Origin of the sequence: Kitasatospora acidiphila, assembly GCF_006636205.1 — a bacterium.
GTDB classification, from domain to species: Bacteria; Actinomycetota; Actinomycetes; order Streptomycetales; family Streptomycetaceae; genus Kitasatospora; species Kitasatospora acidiphila.
This window is the reverse complement of record NZ_VIGB01000003.1, coordinates 3,724,278-3,742,926: the sequence shown is the minus strand read 5'-3', so window position 1 is coordinate 3,742,926 and position 18,649 is coordinate 3,724,278. Positions and strand designations below refer to the sequence as shown.

Sequence of the window (18,649 nt, the reverse complement as noted above, 5' to 3'; positions counted from 1 at the left end):
GCACGACTGGTCGGCACATGGGTACTGGCGATGACGGCACTGGTGGGTTCGGCCACCGCGGCGGCGGCCGAACCGGGCGGCTCGCCGTCGCCCTCGACGGTCGGGGCCGCGTCGCCGACCGCCGGCGCGCCGGGGGCACCGGCTCCCTCGGCGACGGCCTCGGGCACCGCGGATCCCGGCGCGAGCGGTGCGCCCGGCAGCGGTCAGGCGACCGCCACCGCCACCGCGAGCCCCACGGCCCAGCCCAGCTGCCCGGCCGGGGACACCGGCACGCCGAGTGCCACGCCGACCGCCGGCCCGAGCACCTCGGCCGCGCCGAGCACCAGCCCCTCGCCGACCCCGGCGGCCCCCTCGGCCACCGCCCGCTCGGCCAACTGCCGCACCGCGGCGCCGACTCCGCCCGCCGCGCCGGTGGCGAGCCGGGGTGCGGCGGTCCCGGCCGGCAGCGCGCGCGGCCACGGGCGGCTGCGGCAGTCGGCGCCGGGCGGTGACGAGCCGACCGCGGTGGACGTCCAACTGGTCGACGGCGTCACGCCGCAGACCCCCGAGGCGAGCGCCGCGCCCACGCCGGTGAACGGCCAGCTCGCCAGCACCTTCGTGACCTCGATCGGCGGCAACGCCGGGCTCACCGCGGTCGGCTTCGGCCTGCTGGTGGCGGCCGGCGGCGGCGCGCTCTGGCTCAAGCGCCGGATCGCCACCAAGCGGGACCCCGAGACTCCGTCCGCGAACTGACCGTACGTCGACAGCCGGACAGCCGGACAGTCGGACAGCCCGAAGGCCGGGGCCCGCTCCAGCGAGCGGACCCCGGCCTTCGTCATGTCCGGTCGGCTCAGCCGGTGTTGCGCAGGCCGGCGGCGATCCCGTTGACGGTCAGCAGCAGCGCCCGGGCGCGCAGCGGGTCCTCCTCGCGGCCGGACTCGGCCTGCTCGCGCTGCCGGCGCAGCAGCGCCACCTGGAGGTAGGAGATCGGGTCCAGGTAGGCGTCGCGGACCGCGAAGGTCTGCTTGAGCACCGGGTTGTGCTCCAGCAGCTCGTCCTCCCCGGTGAGGCGCAGCACCTCGCGCATGGTCAGGTCGTGCTCGGCGCGGATCTCGTCGAAGACGTGCCGCAACTCGCCCGGGACCAGCTGCTCCACGTAGTGCTTGGCGATCCGCAGATCGGTCTTGGCCAGCGTCATCGCCACGTTGGAGAGGAAGTTGCGGAAGAAGTGCCACTTCTCGTACATCTCGGGCAGCACATCGCCCAGGCCGGCCGCGCGGGCCGCAGCGAGGCCGGAGCCGACGCCGTACCAGCCGGGCACGATCTGCCGGGACTGGGTCCAGCCGAACACCCACGGGATGGCCCGCAGCCCGTCCAGGCCGGCTCCCGAATCCGGTCGGCGGGACGGCCGGGAGCCCAGGTGCAGCGAGGCCAGCTGGTCCACCGGGGTCGAGGCGAAGAAGTACTTGGGCAGGTCGTCCTGCTCCACCAGGGCCCGGTAGGAGCGGTGCGCGGCCTCCGAGACCACGTCCATCGCGGCGTCCCAGCGGGCCAGTTCCTCGGGGGCCTGGCGGGGGCTGGTGTGCAGCGCGGAGGCGGCCAGCGTGGCGGAGAGGGTGAGCTCCAGGTTCTCCCGGGCCAGCGAGGGCAGCAGGTACTTGTCGGAGATCACCTCGCCCTGCTCGGTCACCTTGATCTCGCCCTCCAGGGTGCCCCACGGCTGGGCCAGGATCGCCTCGTGCGAGGGGCCGCCGCCGCGGCCGACGGTGCCGCCGCGGCCGTGGAACAGGCGCAGCCGGATGCCGTAGCGGTGGGCGACGTCGCGCAGCCGGCGCTGGGCCCGGTGGATCTCCCACTGCGAGGTGGTGATGCCGCCGAACTTGGAGGAGTCCGAGTAGCCGAGCATGACCTCCTGGACGTCCCCGCGCAGCGAGACCAGCAGGCGGTAGGAGGGGTCGGAGAGCATCTCCTCCAGGATCCGGTCGGCCTGCTGCAGCTCCTCGGTGGTCTCCAGCAGCGGCACGATGCCGATCCGGGCGATCCCGCCGTGCAGGTCGATCAGGCCGGCCTCGCGGGCCAGCACGGCGGCGGCGAAGACGTCGTCGGCGCCCTGGCACATCGAGATGATGTAGCTCTCGACGATCTCGTCGCCGAACCGCTCGAAGCCCTCCCGGATGGTGGTGAAGACGCCCAGCGTCTTGGTGCCGGCGGCGTCCAGCGGGGCCGGGGTGGGGGCCAGCGGGCGGCGCGAGCGCAGCTCCTTGGCGAGCAGCCGCTGCCGGTACTCGCGCGGCATGTCGGCGTAGCGCCAGGCCTCCTCGCCGAGCCGGTCGAAGAGCTGGCCGAGTGCGTGGTGGTGGGCCTCGGCGTGCTCGCGCACGTCCATGGTGGCCAGCTGCAGGCCGAACGCCTCGATGGTGTTGATCGCCCGGGCCAGCCGCCCGTCGGCGATCAGCTCGCCGCGGTGGCTCCGCAGCGACTCCTGGATCAGCCGCAGGTCGGCGACCAGCTCGCGGGTGCCCAGGTAGTCGCGGCCGGGCAGGTGCGGGGTGCCGGCGGCCAGCCGGTCGCGGGTGTTCTCCAGCTTGAGCCGCACGCAGGTGGCCTTGAGGCGGTACGGCTCCTCGGCGTTCATCCGCTTGTAGCGGGGGCTCAGCTCGGGCAGCAGCTTGAGGTCGGCGTCCAGCGAGGCCAGCAGCTCGGCGGAGGCGCCGGCCAGCCGCTCCGAGGTGGAGAGCGTGGCGCGCAGGTCGTCGATGGTGGCCAGGGCGTCCGTGATGCCGTACTCGTGCTGGAGGTTGAGCACCTCCCAGGTCACCTCGGGGGTGACGTTGGGGTTGCCGTCCCGGTCGCCGCCGATCCAGGTGCCGAAGGTGAGCGGGCGCACCCCGTCGGGCAGGGCCAGGCCGACCCGGGCGAGCTCCTCGTGCAGCTCCTCCAGGACCACGGGGACGGCCTCGCGGTAGAGCTCGTCCAGGTAGTAGACGGCGTTGCGGGCCTCGTCGGTGGGTTCGGGGCGGGCGATCCGCAGCTCGTCGGTCTGCCAGAGCAGGTCGATCACCTCGGCGAGGCGGCGGTCGGCGCTGCGCTTCGCCGAGGTCTGCCGGGCCGCGTCGGTGACGTCCAGGCCGGCCGCCGCGTGCTCCCGGTGGATGCGCTCGAGCAGCTCGCCGATCCGCCGCAGCTTGTTCAGCACGCTGCGGCGGGCCGCCTCGGTCGGGTGGGCGGTGAAGACCGGGCGGACCGCCAGATGCGCCAGGGTGTCGGCCAGGTGCTTGGGGTCGGCCTCGGCGAGCTGGTCGGCGGTCTGCGCCAGCAGCGAGCCCTCGCGGGCCCGTCGGGCGGCGAACTCCCGGCCGCGGTGCACCTGTTCGGTGACGTTGGCGAGGTGGAAGTAGGTGGAGAAGGCGCGCACCAGCTTGGCGGCGGTCTCCAGGTCGATGTTGGCCAGCAGCTCGGCGGTGGCCTCGCCGTCGGTGCGGCTCAGCAGGCGGACCTGCTCGACCAGGCCCAGCACCTCCGCGCCTTCCTGCCGCACCAGCGTCTCACCGAGCAGATCGCCGAGGCGGCGGATATCGGCCCGCAGGGCTGCGTTGTCTGCCTGATCTGCCTGGCCGGCGGCCGGCGCGCTGCCGGGCTGGGCGGCCGAGTTGGGGACCGAAGCGGTCACGGCTGGCTCCCTCGGGTGGTGGGTTCGGCAAGGGCGGACCGCGCTGTCCGACGGGCACCAGCATAGGTGGCACGGGGTGCCGGGCAGCGGGTGTGGCCGCATCGCGGACACAGGTTCCCAAGTCGTGTTCAACGCGCGTCCACGGCCGGAACTCCGAGGCGTGCGCACGGCCGGAACTGGGTAGGGCGGCGCGGTGGGCCTCACATAGGCTGACATCCATGAGCATGTCCACTGGGGAGGGCGCGCGCGACCGCGGGTTGTGGTGGTGGCCACACCGGCGCAGCGCGGCGCTGGACGTGGGTTTGGCCGCGCTGGCCGCGGTGGAGGGCGCGGTCGGCGGTTGGACGCTGGCGGTCGGCCGGTTCCACCTGCACACGGGGCTGGCGCTGCTGTCGGCGCTGATCGGCGGGGCCGCCGGGGCCACCCTGCTGGTGCGGCGGCGCTGGCCGGCGCTGCCGGTGGTGGTCTCGATCGTGCTGGTGCCCGGGCTGTTCGGGATCGTGCTGCTGGAGGTCGCCCTCTACACCCTCGCCGTCACCTGGAGCTGGCCGTCCCGGCGGCGCACCGTCGTGACCCTGTCGTCGGTGGTCTTCCTGGAGACCACCGCGATGATGCTCCTGCTGCGCATCTTCTCCGCCAACGGCACGCCGCCGAACGAGCCGCCCGTGCCCAGCTGGGTCCCAGTGCTGCTGGCGCTGCTGGTCTCGGTCGGGCTCACCGTCGCCCCGGTGGCCACCGGCCTCTACATCGGGGCCCGGCGGCGGCTGGTCGAGTCGCTGCAGGACCGCGCCCAGGGCCTGGAGGCCGAGCTCGACCTGCTGGCCGAGCGGGCCACCGAGCGGGCCCGCCGGGCCCGGCTGGAGGAGCGCACCCGGATCGCCCGGGAGATGCACGACGTGGTGGCGCACCGGGTCAGCCTCATGGTGGTGCACGCCGGGGCGCTGGAGCGGATCGCGGCCCGCGACCCGGAGAAGGCCGCCCAGAGCGCCAAGCTGATGGCCGACACCGGCCGGCAGGCGCTGAACGAGCTGCGCGAGATCCTCGGCGTGTTGCGGATGAACGAGGAGTCGGCCGAGCAGAGCAAGGGGCTGGCCGAACTGCCCCGGCTGGTGGACCAGTCGAAGGCGGCCGGGATGCTGGTCACGCTCACCGTCAGCGGCGACCGCCAGGCGTACTCGGGCGACGCCGAGCGGACCGCCTACCGGGTGGTCCAGGAGGGGCTGACCAACGCGCACAAGCACGCCGGCGGCGCCCGGGTCTCGGTGCTGCTCGCCTACGTGCCCAACGGCGTCCGGGTCGCCGTGGTCAACGACAGCCCGGACGGCGGCGAGCAGGTGCGGCTGCCCAGCGGCGGCAACGGCCTGGTCGGCATGGAGGAGCGGGTCCGGGCGCTGGGCGGCAGCTTCACGGCGGGCCCGGAGTACGGCGGCGGCTTCCGAGTGGAGGCCACCTTGCCGTCCCGGCTGGCGATCCGGGCCGATCCGCTGCGCTGAGGCCGCGTCCGGCCCCGGTCAGTCGGCCGCGTCGGCGACGGTGCGCAGCCGGTGCGGGCGGGTGCCCAGGACCAGCGTGGAGACCGCCTGGTCAAGGTCCTGTCCGAGGAACCACTCTCCGGTGTGGTCCAGGCTGTAGACGCGGCCGGCCTCGTCGATCGCCAGCAGCGCCTGTCCGAACCGCTCCTCGCCCAGCGGGGCCACCCGGCTGTCCAGGGCCCGGCCCAGGTCGGCCAGGGTGCGCGGCTGGTGCAGGCCGCACTGCGGGTCCAGCAGGAACGGGGTGCGGGCCACCTCCCGGCCGGCCCCGGACAGGTCGAAGGAGAGGCCGCCGAACTCGGCCCAGGCCTCGATGGCGGCCGGGAAGACCGCGTGCGGCGCGTTCGGCGGGGTGGGATGGCCGAGCAGCTGGTCGGCCCACTCCTCGGCACGGCGGATCTCCCAGCGCCCCGGGTGCCAGCCGGCCTGCTTGAGCGCGGCGGCCACGTCGGCGGAGAACCGGGGCTGGGAGCGGACGGCGGTGGAGCCGGGGGCGGCGGGCGGGTTCAGGGGGCACTCCGGGGTCGGTGGACAGGGAACGGCGCAGGCAGTGGCGGCTGGCTGGGCCGGCGCGGTCGGGCCGTCAGGTCCGGGGGCCGACCGCGACGCTGAGCACGGTGAAATGCTCCAGCATCGGCGCGCAGGAGCGGCACGGCGGGGCGTGGGTGCCGTGCGCCGGGTCGTCCTGCTCGCGGATCCGTACCGTCGTCAGTTTGGCCCCCTTGAGCGCCTTGCGGGCCTCGTGCAGGCTCAGCGGCTTGCGGGCGGCGCGCTTGGAGCGGCCGGTGTCGACCGTGGTCAGGTACTGGGAGAGCAGCAGCGCCTCGGGGCAGCGGCCGGTGAACCGCTCCCGGTGCTCGATCGGCAGCGTGCCGAGGAAGTCGGCGACCAGCGGGTGCAGCTCGGGCTCGGTGTCGGCCTTGCGCCCGGCGAGGGTGTGCACCTGGCCGCCGCGCAGCGAGAGTGCGGCCGCGACCGCCGGCAGCAGGCTGTCCCGGTGGTGGCGCAGCAGTGGCGCGCTGGGCGGAGGCGGTAGGTCCACGGCTGCTCCCTTGCTGGTCGTCGTTTCGTTGTCCGGGGGTCAGCCTGCCAAACGACTCGGACAGTCGACCACCCGGGGGTCGACGGGTGTGCTGACGATTCGTCAGCAACCTTTTCCGGCGCTGGGAAACCGGTACGGCCCCGGCGGTGCCCGGGCCCAGTGCCGGACCAGGGGGACCGCAGAAAGGCCTGAGCACATACCCTGGTGCCCGGCAACAACGGCTTCAGCCAGTGGGGGAACCCAGATGACGACAGGTCGGCCCGGCACCGTCGCCGCGCCCAACGCGGCCTACGCGGGTCAGGTGGTCCACTTTCCCGACCCGGTGCGGGCGGCCAAGTACCCCGAGGGGGTGCCGGTGGACGCCCAGGGCTACCCCGACTTCAGCCGCTACGCCGCCGCGGTCGCCGAGGTCGCCGACCCGCCCGCGGGCTTCGGCGTGGACGAACTGCGGCTCACCGACTACGTGTCGGCCAACGCCGCGCAGTTCAGCCACGGCCATGAGCTCTGGGCCGACCACGAGTCGCCGGTGGCCACCCCGACCGGCTGGACCTGGCACCACGCGGTCGGCCCGGCCGCGACCGGCTGGCGCCGGATGGAGCTGGTCCCGGTCGAGGTCAAGGCGCTGCTGCGGCACCACGGCGGGCTGGCCCGGTCGTCCGCCGACCACGGCAAGCGCGGAACCCGGCCGCTGCAGGAGCACCGCCCGGCGCACTTCTCGCTCTCCAAGGAGGGCGCCGACCCGCTGTCGGTCCGCGAGGACCTGGTGCAGACGGCGGAGGAGCGGCTCGGCTACCGGCTGCCCGGCCCCTACCGGGAGTTCCTCAAGCTGGCCGGCGGGCGCGGCCCGGTCGGCGTGGCACTGGACAGCGAGCTCGGCATGCTGCTCGACCAGCCGTTCCTCACCCTCACCGAGGAGTACGGCACCGCCGACCTCGTCTATGCCAACAAGTGCATGCGCGACCACCTGACCAAGGACTACCTGGGCATCGCCTATGCGCAGGGCGGGATCCTGGCGATCAAGGTGCGCGGCGAGCGGGCCGGCTCGGTCTGGTTCTGCCTCTATGACGACGCCCGCGACACCGGGGCCCCGAGGACCCGGCCGCCCGGGTGGCGCGCCTGCTGCTGCCGTGCGGGGAGACGTTCGACGACTTCCTGCTCCGGCTGGCCGGCAGCCCGGCGGAGCTGGAGACGGTGGCGGGTCTGATGGTTGAGGGCGGATTCGCCCGCGCGGTGCCGATCGCGGCCGCGGGCTGAAGCGGGGGAACTGACGTGTCGACGGTGCAGGAGGTCCTGGGATGGTGACGTACGCGCAGGCGCAGGACCTGGCAGCGGAGTGGATCAACGGCGGGGTGCCGCCGTTCCAGCAGCGCGAGGTCCGGGTCCGGGAGTTCGACCTCGGCTTCGTCTGCTGGGCCGAGGACCGGGCCAACGGCCCCTCCTCGGACGGCGGAGCGGCCAAGCTGGTGATCGCCCGGGAGAGCGGGGCCAGCACGCTCTGGCCGCCGCTGCCGGTCAGCGAGGTGGTGCGGCGCTACGAGGAGGCGTACGGCCGGCCGGTCGGTTCGGCGCCCGCCGGGGTGGCCAAGCCGCTGCCCGGGCCGGTGGAGGCCACCTCCTTCCTGCTCAGCCCGCCGCAGTGGATGGAGGAGGCGGCGGCTGCGGCGATCGCCCGGGAGAACGAGAAGCTCGGTACGGCGCCCGCTGCCGCGCCGGCCGCCGGCGCCGTGCCGGGTGCCGACCCGCGGCCACCCGCGCCTGCACCCGCGCCGGCACCCGCGCCTGCTGCTGCGAATGCTGCGCCCGCGCCCGCGCCTGCGCCCGCCGCGCCGCCCGTTGCCGCGCAGCTGCCGGGCACCCCGTCGGCCGACGTGCCGGCGGCCCGGCTGACCACGCCGCCGATCTCCGACCGCCCGGCCGGGGACGCGCCGACCCTGCTCGCCCCGCCGCCCAGCTGGGACGGGGACGAGCACGGCGAAGAGATGAAGCTGCCGACCACCCCGCCGGACGCCCGCACCGTGCGGATGCCCCCGCCGGTCGCCGTGCCCGCGCAGGCCGCTCCGGCCGCGCAGCAGGAGCAGCCGACCGCCCAGCCCACTCCGCCGGCACCGCCCGCACCCGTCGGCGGCTACGCCCCGACCGTGCTGGCCACTGACGGTCCGCCCGGGCTGATGGGTCTGCCGGGTGCGCCCGGTCCCGCCGCCCCCGCACCGGCGGCCCAGCCGTCGGCGGGTGGTCCGGCGATCGAGTACGCGCCGACCATGATGGCCACTGACGGCCCGCCCGGGCTGATGGGTCTGCCCGGTGCGCCCGGTCCCGCCGCCCCTGCGCCGGCCGCGCAGCCGTCGGCGGGTGGTCCGGCGATCGAGTACGCGCCGACCATGATGGCCACTGACGGTCCGCCCGGGCTGATGGGCCTGCCCGGTGCGCCCGGCCCCGCCGCGCCGGCCGCCGGTCGCGGCCGCGGTGACAACAGCGCCCCGCCGCCCCCGCCGCCGGCCGCCCTGCGCGGTGGCGCCGGCAGCGGCCCGTCCTCGTCGGCCGGTCGCGGCCGCGGTGACAACAGCGCCCCGCCGCCGCCCCCGCCGTCCGACCTGCGCGGCGGCAAGCCGGCCGCGCCCGTCGCGGCAGCGGCCGGTGCCGGCGACCTGGCAGACGCCTCGACCAGCAAGGCCGCGATGCCGCCGCGGGCCGGCGTCCCCGGTGCGGCCGCGCCGGTGCCGGGCCTGCCGCCGCAGGGCGCCCCGGTCCCGCCGGGCGTGCCCACGGTCGGCCCCGGATACCTCGCGGTGCTCAGCTACCGGGCGCCCGACGGCTCCGAGCAGAAGGTGATGTTCCGCAGCGAGCCCGGCACCCCGCACCCGGAGTGGCGGCTGCTGCAGGAGGTGCGGCGCCTGGGCGTGCCCGCCGAGCAGGTGCTGGAGCTGCACACCGAACTGGAGGCCTGCGACCTGCCCGGCGGCTACTGCCGCCGGCTGATCGCGGCCTCCTGGCCGAACGTGCGGATCAGCCACACCGCCGCCTACGGCCGCGACCTGCCCTCCCGGCAGGCCGGCATGGCGCACCTGCTCAACCACCTGGACGAGCTGCACCAGCTGGCCGGCGGCCCGCAGCGGCCGCGCCCGGTCCGGGCGCCGCTGCCCGCGCCGGGCACCGTGCAGCAGCTCCCGCCGGTGCCGCCGCAGCAGCTGGCGGCCGAGCTGGGGCAGTACTTCGGCCCGGCGGTGTTCCGCTACGAGCAGCGCGCGGTGTCCCGCGCCGGGGTGCCCGAGATCGTGGCGCAGACCCTGGTCTGGGCCGGCATGCCGACCAACTTCGGCCCCTTCTTCTGGGCGCACGCCCCCGAGAACCGGCCGATCCCGACGCTGGCCGAGCTGGCGGCCGAGCGCGGCCGCGCGGCCGCCCCGGACGCCGGCGGCTACCTGGTGCTCGGCAATGACTACGGGCGCCAGCTCTGTGTGCAGTACGGCACAGCCGCCGTGGTCGCGGTGGATCTGGAGGGAACCAACGAGCCGCCGCGCTTCGTCAACACAGGTGTGCCGGAGTTCATCCGGTCGCTCGCCCTGCTCGGTCGGATGTGGCCGCTGCGCTACGGCCTGACTCCGGATCAGGCCGGGCGCTGGACCGCCGACTTCCAGGCGGAGCTGGCCGCGGTCGACCCGGCGGCCCTCCAGGCGCCGGACACCTGGTGGGCGGTCCTCCTGGAGCAGTTCTGGGACGGTCTGCTGTAGCCGCCCCCGCGGTGGTGGGGCCGGAGCGTCACCGTGGGTACGCTCCGGCCAGCGGTGCCGCTTCCTTGGGCTTTCCGGATGATCTGCGCAAAATAGGTCAAGAGGACAGGCATCGAGACCAGCCCGACCAGCCCGCCACTGAGGGGACCAGGACATGAGCGACGCCATCCCGTCGTACGGCTTCACCGCGGCCCGGCGCGGCTATGCGCCCGAGCAGGTCGATCGCGCGCTGGCCGCGCTGACCGCCCAGCGGGACGCGGCGTGGCAGCGGCTCAGCCAACTCGGCGCCCGGATCCGCGACCTGGAGACCGCGCTGGAGGCCGCACGGCAGGAGGCCGCCGAGGCCCCCGCGCCCGACTACACCGCGCTCAGCGAACAGGCCGCCGACCTGATGGCGATCGCCGAGAACGAGGCCCGCAACATCCGCGACAAGTCCGAGCGGTTCGCCGAGGACACCCGCGACGACACCTACCAGGCCGGCCAGGCGGCGCAGAAGTCCGCCGAGGAGTTCGCCACCACCACCCGCGCCGAGGCCGACCAGGCCGCCCGCCGGACCGACGAGCGCAGCCGCGCCGAGGCCGAGCGGCTGCGCGGCGAGGCCGACCGGGACGCCCGCGCCATCCGCGACACCGCCACCGCCGAGGCCGCCAAGCTGCGGGTCGCCGCCGCCGAGGCCGGCGAGCGGGCCGAGACCAAGCTGGCCGAGCTGCGCCGCGAGGCCGACGAGCGGTTCGCCGCCGAGGAGGCCGCCGCCCAGGCCGCGGACGGCAAGAGCTCGGCGCTGGCCGAGCAGCGCCTGAAGGAGTCCGAGCAGCACCGCGAGGCCACCATCGGCATGGTCAAGCAGATCGACACCGAGGCGCAGGCCCGCGCCGACCAGCTGGTCGAGCAGGCCCGCCGGGAGGCCGAGCGGATCAACACGGCCTCGGCCGAGGAGCAGGCCGCCTTCGAGGAGAGGCTGGCCACCGTGCAGACCCACCTGGACACCATCAAGGGGACGCTGGCCTCGCTCACCGGCCGCGCGGTCGGCATGATCGAGCCGGGCGAACCGCGCGCGGCCGCGCCGGTCGCCGTGCCCGCCCCGGCACCGGCCTCCGCACCGGTCCCGGTGCCCGCCTCCGCGCCGGTCGCCGCACCGGCTGCCGCGCCGGCCGCCGTGCCCGCCTCCGAGGCGGACACCAGCGAGGTGCCGCAGCCGGTCGTGCAGGCCGACGCCCCGACCACCGTGCTGCGCCTGCCCGCCGAGCTGCGCCAGGCCGCCGCCGACCCGCGCAGCACCGCTCCCCAGGACGCCCGGCCGGCCCCCGTCGCTGCCCCGGCTCCGGCCCCGGCCGCTGCCCCGGCTCCGGCCCCGGCCGCTGCCCCGGCTCCGGCCCCTGCCGCCGCCCCGGCGGTGCCGGTGCCCCCGCGCCCGCTGGCCCGCCGCCGGCACCGGCCGCACCGCCCGCACCGCCCGCACCGCCGGCGGCCGCCGCCGCGGAGGACGAGACGGCGATCATCCCCAAGATCGTCATCATCGACGACGGCGTCACCCTGGACACCCTGCCGGGCACGGTCGGCCGCCGCCGGCTCTGAGCGGGCGGCGGACCGCGGCGGACCGCTTCGCCCGCGCGGCGGCGGCCGGGGTCAGCCGACGCCGAGCGGGATGCCGAGCAGGTACCAGGCGTTGACAGAGCGTCACCAGCGCGGTGATACCGGCGTCGATCCCGACGGCCTTGTTGATCGGCACGGGCATGGTCGGGCGGTCGTCGCACAGGAGGGAGACGAACCACCGTCCGGCCGCGTCCTGTGACACGGTCACCGTGGACGGCTGAGCACCCTCGGGTAGCGGCCGGGACCAGACGATGGCCAACGGCTCCGCCATCTTCGCCAAGATCAGCCGCCCGCCCCGGAACCGGAACGCGGACGACGTGTACTCCGCACTCCTGCGGGACTTCTTCCGGGACTTGAATGTCGGGTACTTCGCCCGCTTCGTCCAGAAGTTGGCGAACGCCCCCTGCAAGTGCCGAAGCGTCTGCTGCAACGGAACCGACGACACCTCGTTGAGGTAGGCCAGTTCCTCGGTCTGCTTCCACGCCGTCAGCATCGCGCTCGTGGCGTTGTAGTTGACCCGCTCCTGGCGCAGCGTCCATGTTTCGGTGCGGGCCTGCAACGCCATGTTGTAGACCTTCCGCACGCACCCGAACGTGCGCGACAGCTCAGCCGCCTGTGCATCGGTCGGATAGAAGCGGTACTTGAACGCCCGCTTCACGTGGGTGGCCACCATAGATCACACACCAGCAGCACAGTTTGTGACCACATGGCGGGTAATCACCTACCAGGACAGCACAGCGCCTTGACGGCGGTCTGCCCATCCCCGCCCCTCCCTCAGCCTTCGGTCGGGGGGACCCCCTCGCGGAAGATCTGAACAGGCGGTCCCGCGTGATCAGAGCACCTCCACCGCGGCCCCCGTGAGTCGGCGGCGGCAGTCCAGGAGGTAGCGGGCGTGCTCGGTGATCTGCGGGTAGTCGAAGTCGTCGTGGTCGGCGAGCAGCACCACGGCGTCGGCGGCGGCCAGTTCCTCGGGGGTCGGGGCGACGCGCTGGACGCCGGTGAACGGGCCGCGCTGGCCGGGGAGGTGGATGCCGGAGAGCACATGCGGGTCGGCGGCCCGCACCTCGGCGCCCATCCTGGTCAGGAGTTCGGCGACCCGGGCGGCGGGGGTCTCCCGGGCGTCCCCGGTGTTCTTCTTGTAGGCGAGGCCGAGCAGCAGGATCCGGGAGCCGTTGACCGGCCGGTGGCGCTGGTTGAGGCCTTCGGTGAGGCGCCGCACCACGTAGTCGGGCATGTGGCTATTGACGTCGTTGGCGAGTTCGACGAACCGGAACGACCGCCCCAGCGCCCGTTCCACCCGCCAGGAGAGGAACGACGGGTCGATCGGCAGGCAGTGCCCGCCCACGCCGGGCCCGGGGTCGAACCGCAGGAAGCCGAACGGCTTGGTGGCCGCCGCGTCGATCGCCTCCCAGATGTCGATGCCCAAGTCGTGCGCGAACATCGCGAGTTCGTTGACCAGTGCGATGTTGACGTGCCGGAAGGTGTTCTCCAGCAGCTTGGTGAGCTCGGCCTCCTTGCAGGAGGAGACCGGCACGGTGCGCTCCACCAGCCGGCCGTAGAAGTCGTCGATCACGCGCAGTGATTCCGCGGTGATGCCGGAGACGACCTTGGGGGTGTTCTCCAGCCGCCAGCGCGGGTTGCCCGGATCGATCCGCTCGGGGCTGTAGCCGAGGTGGAAGTCGAGTCCGGCCGCCAGGCCCGAACCCTTCTCCAGCAGCGGCGCCAGCAGCTCCTCGGTGGTGCCCGGGTAGGTGGTGGACTCCAGCACCACGGTGGCGCCGGGGGAGAGCCGGGCCGCCAGCACCTCGCCGGCCGCCTCGATGTAGGAGAGGTCGGGAACCCCGTCGCGCAGCGGGGTGGGCACGGTGATCACGGCGAGGTCGAAGCCGGCCAGTTCGGCGGGGTCGGCGGTGGGCTGGTAGCGGCCGGCCGCCAGCAGCTGGCGGAGCCGGTCGGCCGGGATGTCCTCCACGTAGGAGTCGCCACGGGCCAGCCGCTCGACCCGGAGCTGGTCGATCTCGTACCCGATGACCTGATGACCGACTTCGGCCGCGCGGACCGCGAGCGGGAGCCCGACGTAGCCCTGGCCGGCGATGACCACACGCATGACGGTCAGCCTAGGGAGCGCATTCGGTGGGAAACCGGGAAAATGCGACCCCCGGCGCGAATATCACTGGAACGAGGGGTGCGCCAGCACGTACGTCCAGCACGTACGTCCAGGACCCGGGGCGCCCTCCAGGACAGGGCGCCCCGACTCCCGACGGTCGGGCGGGCGCCCCCACCCAGGGTCGCCCGGCCTCGCACCCCGACCCCCATCGGAGCGCGTTGCGCCCGCGGCGCCATCCCCACGGTTGGAGCGGCGAGCACGTGCCCCATCCTGCGCGGTGTCCATGGACGCGCAGTGACCGGAGTGTGTCCTTCTCCTGACAATCGGCCACTGGGCCCGATCTTCGCACCGGGTGGTCGCCCGGCGGCCCGTGAGGTGTCCGGCCGGCCCGGGGCGGGGCCGTGCTGGCCGCGTCAGGGCGGGCCGTGCGGCGTACCCTGGAGGCGCGACCCGGCCCCAGCAATCCTTGCGCCGGGCGCCTCAAGCTGCCCGGCTGCAGCTGCTCCAGCTGCCGGGCGTTCCGCCGCGACCCCACGGGACGAATGAACGCATGAGCCTGACCGGTTTGCTCGATGTCGTGGTCCGTGACCCCGCCCTCGCCGAGGCGATCGAGGCGGCGGCTGTCGGCCACCGACCGCACCTGGATCTGGTCGGCCCGCCCGCCGCCCGGCCGTTCGTGGTCGCCGCGCTGGCCCGCTCGCTGGCGGCCGGCGCCGGGGAGCGCGGCCGCCCGGTGCTGGCGGTGACCGCCACCGGCCGGGAGGCCGAGGACCTGGCCGCCAGCCTGCGCTCGCTGCTGCCGCCGGACGCGGTGGCCGAGTTCCCCGCCTGGGAGACGCTGCCGCACGAGCGGCTGTCGCCCCGCTCGGACACCGTGGGCCGGCGGCTCGCGGTGCTGCGGCGGATCGTCCATCCGGCGGCCGACGACACGACGGCCGGCCCGGTGCAGGTGGTCGTGGCTCCGGTCCGCTCGGTGCTGCAGCCGCAGGTCAAGGGCCTGGCCGAGCTGGAGCCGGTGGCGCTGCAGCGCGGTGAGACGCACGATCTGCAGGAGGTGGCCCGCAAGCTTTCGGCCGCCGCCTACGCCCGGGTCGAACTGGTCGAGAAGCGCGGCGAGTTCGCGGTCCGCGGCGGCATCATGGACGTCTTCCCGCCGACCGAGGAGCACCCGCTGCGGGTGGAGTTCTGGGGCGACGACGTCGAGGAGATCCGCTACTTCAAGGTCGCCGACCAGCGCTCCCTGGAGATCGCCCAGCACGGCCTGTGGGCGCCGCCGTGCCGCGAGCTGCTGCTGACCGACGAGGTGCGGGCCCGGGCCGCCGCGCTGGCCCAGCGGCACCCGGAGCTGGCCGAGATCCTGGACAAGATCGCCGAGGGGATCGCGGTCGAGGGCATGGAGTCGCTGGCCCCGGTGCTGGTGGACGACATGGAGCTGCTGCTCGACGTGCTGCCGGCCGGCTCGGTGGCGGTGGTCTGCGATCCGGAGCGGGTGCGCACCCGGGCCGCCGATCTGGTGGCGACCAGTCAGGAGTTCCTGCACGCCTCCTGGGTGGCGGCCGCGGCGGGCGGCGACCGGCCGATCGACGTGGAGCAGATCGACGTCTCGGCGGCCTCGCTGCGCTCGCTGGCCGAGGTGCGCGAGCACGCCCAGGAGATCGGGCTGTCCTGGTGGTCCGTCAGCCCGTTCGCGACCTCGGACTCCGAGGTGAGCGCGTTCCTGGAGGTCGACACCAACACCCTCACCCTGGGCATGCACGCGGTGGAGGCCTACCGCGGCGACACCGCCCGGGCGATCGCGGACGCCAAGGAGCGGCTGGCCGCCGACTGGCGGGTCGTCATGGTGACGGAGGGCCAGGGTCCGGCCGCCCGGTTGGCCGAGGTGCTGGGCAACGAGGGCATCCCGGCCCGGCTGGTGCCCGACCTGGCCGAGGCGCCCACCAGGGACGTGGTCTACGTCTGCTGCGGCTCGATCGAGCACGGCTTCGTGGACGAGTCGCTCAAGCTGACCGTGGTCACCGAGACCGACCTGTCGGGCCAGCGCTCCTCCACCAAGGACATGCGCCGGATGCCGTCCCGGCGGCGCAACGCGATCGACCCGCTGGCCCTGGCGGCCGGCGACTACGTGGTGCACGAGGCGCACGGGGTCGGCCGCTACGTCGAGATGGTGCAGCGCACCGTGCAGGGCGCGACCCGCGAGTACCTGGTGCTGGAGTACGCGCCGGCCAAGCGCGGGCACCCCGGCGACCGGCTCTTCGTGCCGACCGACCAGCTCGACCAGGTGACCAAGTACGTCGGCGGCGAGGCCCCGACGCTGCACCGGCTCGGCGGCGCGGACTGGGCGAAGACCAAGCAGCGCGCCAAGAAGGCGGTCAAGGAGATCGCCGCCGACCTGATCAAGCTCTACAGCGCCCGGATGGCCGCGCCCGGCCACACCTTCGGCCCGGACACCCCCTGGCAGCGCGAACTGGAGGACGCCTTCCCGTACGCGGAGACGCCCGACCAGCTGACCACCATCGCCGAGGTGAAGTCGGACATGGAGAAGTCGGTCCCGATGGACCGGCTGATCTGCGGTGACGTGGGCTACGGCAAGACCGAGATCGCGGTGCGCGCCGCCTTCAAGGCGGTGCAGGACGGCAAGCAGGTGGCGGTCCTGGTGCCCACCACGCTGCTGGTGCAGCAGCACTTCTCCACCTTCGCCGAGCGGTACGCCAACTTCCCGGTCGCGGTGAAGGCGCTCTCCCGGTTCCAGACCGACACCGAGGCCAAGGCGGTGCTGGAGGGCCTGCGGGACGGCTCGGTGGACGTGGTGATCGGCACCCACCGGCTGTTCTCCTCGGAGACCAAGTTCAAGGACCTGGGCCTGGTCATCGTCGACGAGGAGCAGCGGTTCGGCGTCGAGCACAAGGAGCAGCTGAAGAAGCTGCGGGCCAACGTCGACGTGCTGACCATGTCCGCCACCCCGATCCCGCGCACTCTGGAGATGGCGGTCACCGGGATCCGCGAGATGTCCACCATCACCACCCCGCCGGAGGAGCGCCACCCGGTGCTGACCTTCGTCGGCCCGTACGACGAGAAGCAGATCTCGGCGGCGATCCGGCGTGAACTGCTGCGCGAGGGACAGGTCTTCTACATCCACAACCGGGTGGAGTCGATCGACAAGGCGGCCGCCCGGCTGAAGGACCTGGTGCCGGAGGCCCGGGTCGCCACCGCGCACGGTCAGATGGGCGAGACCCAACTGGAGAAGGTGGTGGTCGACTTCTGGGAGAAGGAGTTCGACGTGCTGGTCTCCACCACGATCGTGGAGTCGGGCATCGACATCTCCAACGCCAACACCCTGATCGTGGAGCGCGGCGACACCTTCGGCCTCTCCCAGCTGCACCAGCTGCGCGGCCGGGTCGGCCGCGGTCGCGAGCGCGGCTACGCCTACATGCTCTACCCGCCGGAGAAGCCGCTCACCGAGACCGCCCACGAGCGCCTCGCCACCATCGCCCAGCACACCGAGATGGGCGCGGGCATGTACGTGGCGATGAAGGACCTGGAGATCCGCGGCGCCGGCAACCTGCTCGGCGGCGAGCAGTCCGGCCACATCGCGGGCGTCGGCTTCGACCTCTACATGCGGATGGTCGGCGAGGCCGTGGCCGAGTTCCGGGAGTCGCTGGAGGCGGGCGGTGAGCCGGAGGAGGAGCCGCTGGAGGTGAAGATCGAGCTGCCGGTGGACGCCCACGTGCCGCACGACTACGCACCGGGCGAGCGGCTGCGGTTGCAGGCCTACCGCTCGATCGCGGCGGTCAACTCGGAGGCGGACATCGAGCAGGTCCGGGCCGAACTGACGGACCGCTACGGCAAGTTGCCGGACCCGGTGGAGAACCTGCTGATGGTGGCCGCGCTGCGGCTGTACGCGCGGCGCTGCGGGGTCGCCGACATCACGCTGCAGGGCAACTTCGTCCGGTTCGGGCCGGTCGAGCTGCGCGAGTCGCAGACGCTGCGGCTGAACCGGATCTACCCGCGCAGCCAGGTCAAGGCGGCCACCTCGCAGCTGCTGGTGCCGCGGCCGGCCACCGCGCGGATCGGCGGGAAGCCGGTGGTGGGGCGGGAGCTGCTCGCCTGGTGCGGCACCTTCCTGAGCACCATGTTCGAGGAGCTGGCGGGCGCCAAGTAGGCCCGCTCGGGCGGTCGAGGCCCAGGCCCTGGGCCTCGACCGCTCAGCCCAGCTGCCACTGGCCGGTCTGGTCGGCGAAGCCGCTGTCCAGGGTGAACTGCGCCTTGGCCAGCTTGGTGGCGGTGGGGACCTCGAAGGTGATGAAGCCGAGCGCGCTGTCACCGGCGGCGATGTTGAGCGGCGTCGGGAAGCTCTGCCCGGCGGTGGTGTCGGCGACCACCGAGTTGTAGGACTGGCCCTGGTCGTCCAGCACGGTGGCGCCGTTGGACGGCGCGTCGCTGTAGGCGGCGGTGCCGGTGTTCTTGATCCGGAACTGGACGGCGACCCAGCGCTTGCCGTCGGCCGGGTTGATGCCGTCCGTGGCGCTCTGCGCGTTGTCGACCACCTTGACGACGGTGATGTCGGCGGACGCGCCCGCGTTCATGCCCTTGAGCCCGATGGTGTCGCCGACCTTGGCGACCGACGGGCCCTTGCTCGCCGGGGTCTTGCTGCCCTGGCTGCCGCCGGCGGATGCGGCGGCGGTCTGCTTGGGCTGGGTGGAGACCGTGTTGCTGCCGGTCGGCCCGCAGGCGGTGACGGCCAGGGCGAGCAGGGCGGTGCCGGTCAGCAGGGCGGCGGTGCGGCGCATGGCGGGTCCTCTGTTCACACGATGTGGCTGGGTTTGTTGGATGCAGCCGGTCGGCGGGTTCGCCGTCCGGTGCGTTGCCATCACTACATCAGAGGCTGTGAACGAGGTCAACAGGAAAACAGCGAACTTCCTCGTTCACGTGTGAACAGGGAAGTTCGCGGATCGCTGGCTATGCTGGGCGGTCACAGCCCCCGCACACAGAGGAGCCGCG

Annotated in this window: 10 protein-coding genes and 2 pseudogenes; 5 read left to right on the top strand and 7 right to left on the bottom strand. The window is 74.0% G+C overall.

What is annotated here, in order from left to right:
* Positions 1–203: 203 nt before the first annotated feature.
* Entirely contained in the window at positions 204–533 is a 330-nt protein-coding gene (locus tag E6W39_RS40460) for a hypothetical protein (RefSeq protein WP_220140226.1), read from the bottom strand.
* Between E6W39_RS40460 and E6W39_RS40455 the strand changes: the two genes are divergently transcribed.
* Positions 505–732, top strand: a complete 228-nt coding sequence (locus E6W39_RS40455; protein ID WP_220140225.1) for a hypothetical protein — start codon at positions 505–507, stop codon at positions 730–732. The genes E6W39_RS40460 and E6W39_RS40455 overlap by 29 nt on opposite strands.
* A gap of 97 nt (positions 733–829) precedes the next feature.
* Here E6W39_RS40455 and ppc read toward each other — a convergent pair whose 3' ends face one another.
* Positions 830–3,565: a phosphoenolpyruvate carboxylase gene (ppc, locus tag E6W39_RS17450; protein ID WP_141637799.1), complete on the bottom strand. Its 2,736-nt coding sequence runs from the start codon at positions 3,563–3,565 to the stop codon at positions 830–832.
* Between the two features lie 302 nt (positions 3,566–3,867).
* Between ppc and E6W39_RS17445 the strand changes: the two genes are divergently transcribed.
* Positions 3,868–5,142: a sensor histidine kinase gene (locus E6W39_RS17445; protein ID WP_228718195.1), complete on the top strand. Its 1,275-nt coding sequence runs from the start codon at positions 3,868–3,870 to the stop codon at positions 5,140–5,142.
* An 18-nt stretch (positions 5,143–5,160) separates the two neighbouring features.
* Here the strand turns inward: E6W39_RS17445 and E6W39_RS17440 are convergent, their stop codons facing one another.
* Entirely contained in the window at positions 5,161–5,628 is a 468-nt protein-coding gene (locus tag E6W39_RS17440; RefSeq protein WP_141634303.1) for an SUKH-3 domain-containing protein, read from the bottom strand.
* 136 nt (positions 5,629–5,764) lie between these two features.
* Entirely contained in the window at positions 5,765–6,223 is a 459-nt protein-coding gene (locus E6W39_RS17435) for a YwqJ-related putative deaminase (RefSeq protein WP_141634302.1), read from the bottom strand.
* Positions 6,224–6,467: 244 nt separating this feature from the next.
* Here E6W39_RS17435 and E6W39_RS17430 point away from each other — a divergent pair.
* Positions 6,468–7,477: pseudogene (locus tag E6W39_RS17430) on the top strand (HNH endonuclease).
* Between the two features lie 41 nt (positions 7,478–7,518).
* The gene (locus tag E6W39_RS17425; protein WP_141634301.1) at positions 7,519–9,951 is read left to right on the top strand and encodes an SUKH-4 family immunity protein; all 2,433 of its coding nucleotides are present in this window, start codon (positions 7,519–7,521) and stop codon (positions 9,949–9,951) included.
* Between the two features lie 1,579 nt (positions 9,952–11,530).
* Here E6W39_RS17425 and E6W39_RS17415 read toward each other — a convergent pair.
* Both E6W39_RS17415 and E6W39_RS17410 read right to left on the bottom strand, forming a co-directional pair.
* A pseudogene (locus E6W39_RS17415) lies at positions 11,531–12,217 on the bottom strand (RNA-guided endonuclease InsQ/TnpB family protein); the annotation flags it as partial.
* 159 nt (positions 12,218–12,376) lie between these two features.
* Positions 12,377–13,651 carry a nucleotide sugar dehydrogenase gene (locus tag E6W39_RS17410; protein WP_141634299.1) on the bottom strand — a complete coding sequence of 425 codons (1,275 nt, stop codon included), beginning with the start codon at positions 13,649–13,651 and terminating at the stop codon, positions 12,377–12,379.
* 550 nt (positions 13,652–14,201) lie between these two features.
* On the opposite strand from E6W39_RS17410, the gene mfd reads away from it, so the two are divergent.
* Positions 14,202–17,810 (top strand): transcription-repair coupling factor, encoded by a 3,609-nt coding sequence (gene mfd / locus E6W39_RS17405; protein WP_141634298.1) that lies wholly within the window; start codon positions 14,202–14,204, stop codon positions 17,808–17,810.
* A 43-nt stretch (positions 17,811–17,853) separates the two neighbouring features.
* On the opposite strand, the gene E6W39_RS17400 is transcribed toward mfd, so the two are convergent.
* On the bottom strand, positions 17,854–18,438 hold the full coding sequence (locus tag E6W39_RS17400) for a DUF4352 domain-containing protein (RefSeq protein ID WP_141634297.1): 585 nt from the start codon (positions 18,436–18,438) through the stop codon (positions 17,854–17,856).
* Positions 18,439–18,649: the final 211 nt, after the last annotated feature.

Bases quoted from the DNA above. Each gene is read 5' to 3' on its own strand.
- E6W39_RS17445 (WP_228718195.1), top strand. From the start codon at position 3,868: ATGAGCATGTCCACTGGGGAGGGCGCGCGCGACCGCGGGTTGTGGTGG.
- E6W39_RS17425 (WP_141634301.1), top strand. From the start codon at position 7,519: ATGGTGACGTACGCGCAGGCGCAGGACCTGGCAGCGGAGTGGATCAAC.
- E6W39_RS17410 (WP_141634299.1), bottom strand. From the start codon at position 13,651: ATGCGTGTGGTCATCGCCGGCCAGGGCTACGTCGGGCTCCCGCTCGCG.
- mfd (WP_141634298.1), top strand. From the start codon at position 14,202: ATGAGCCTGACCGGTTTGCTCGATGTCGTGGTCCGTGACCCCGCCCTC.
- E6W39_RS17400 (WP_141634297.1), bottom strand. From the start codon at position 18,438: ATGCGCCGCACCGCCGCCCTGCTGACCGGCACCGCCCTGCTCGCCCTG.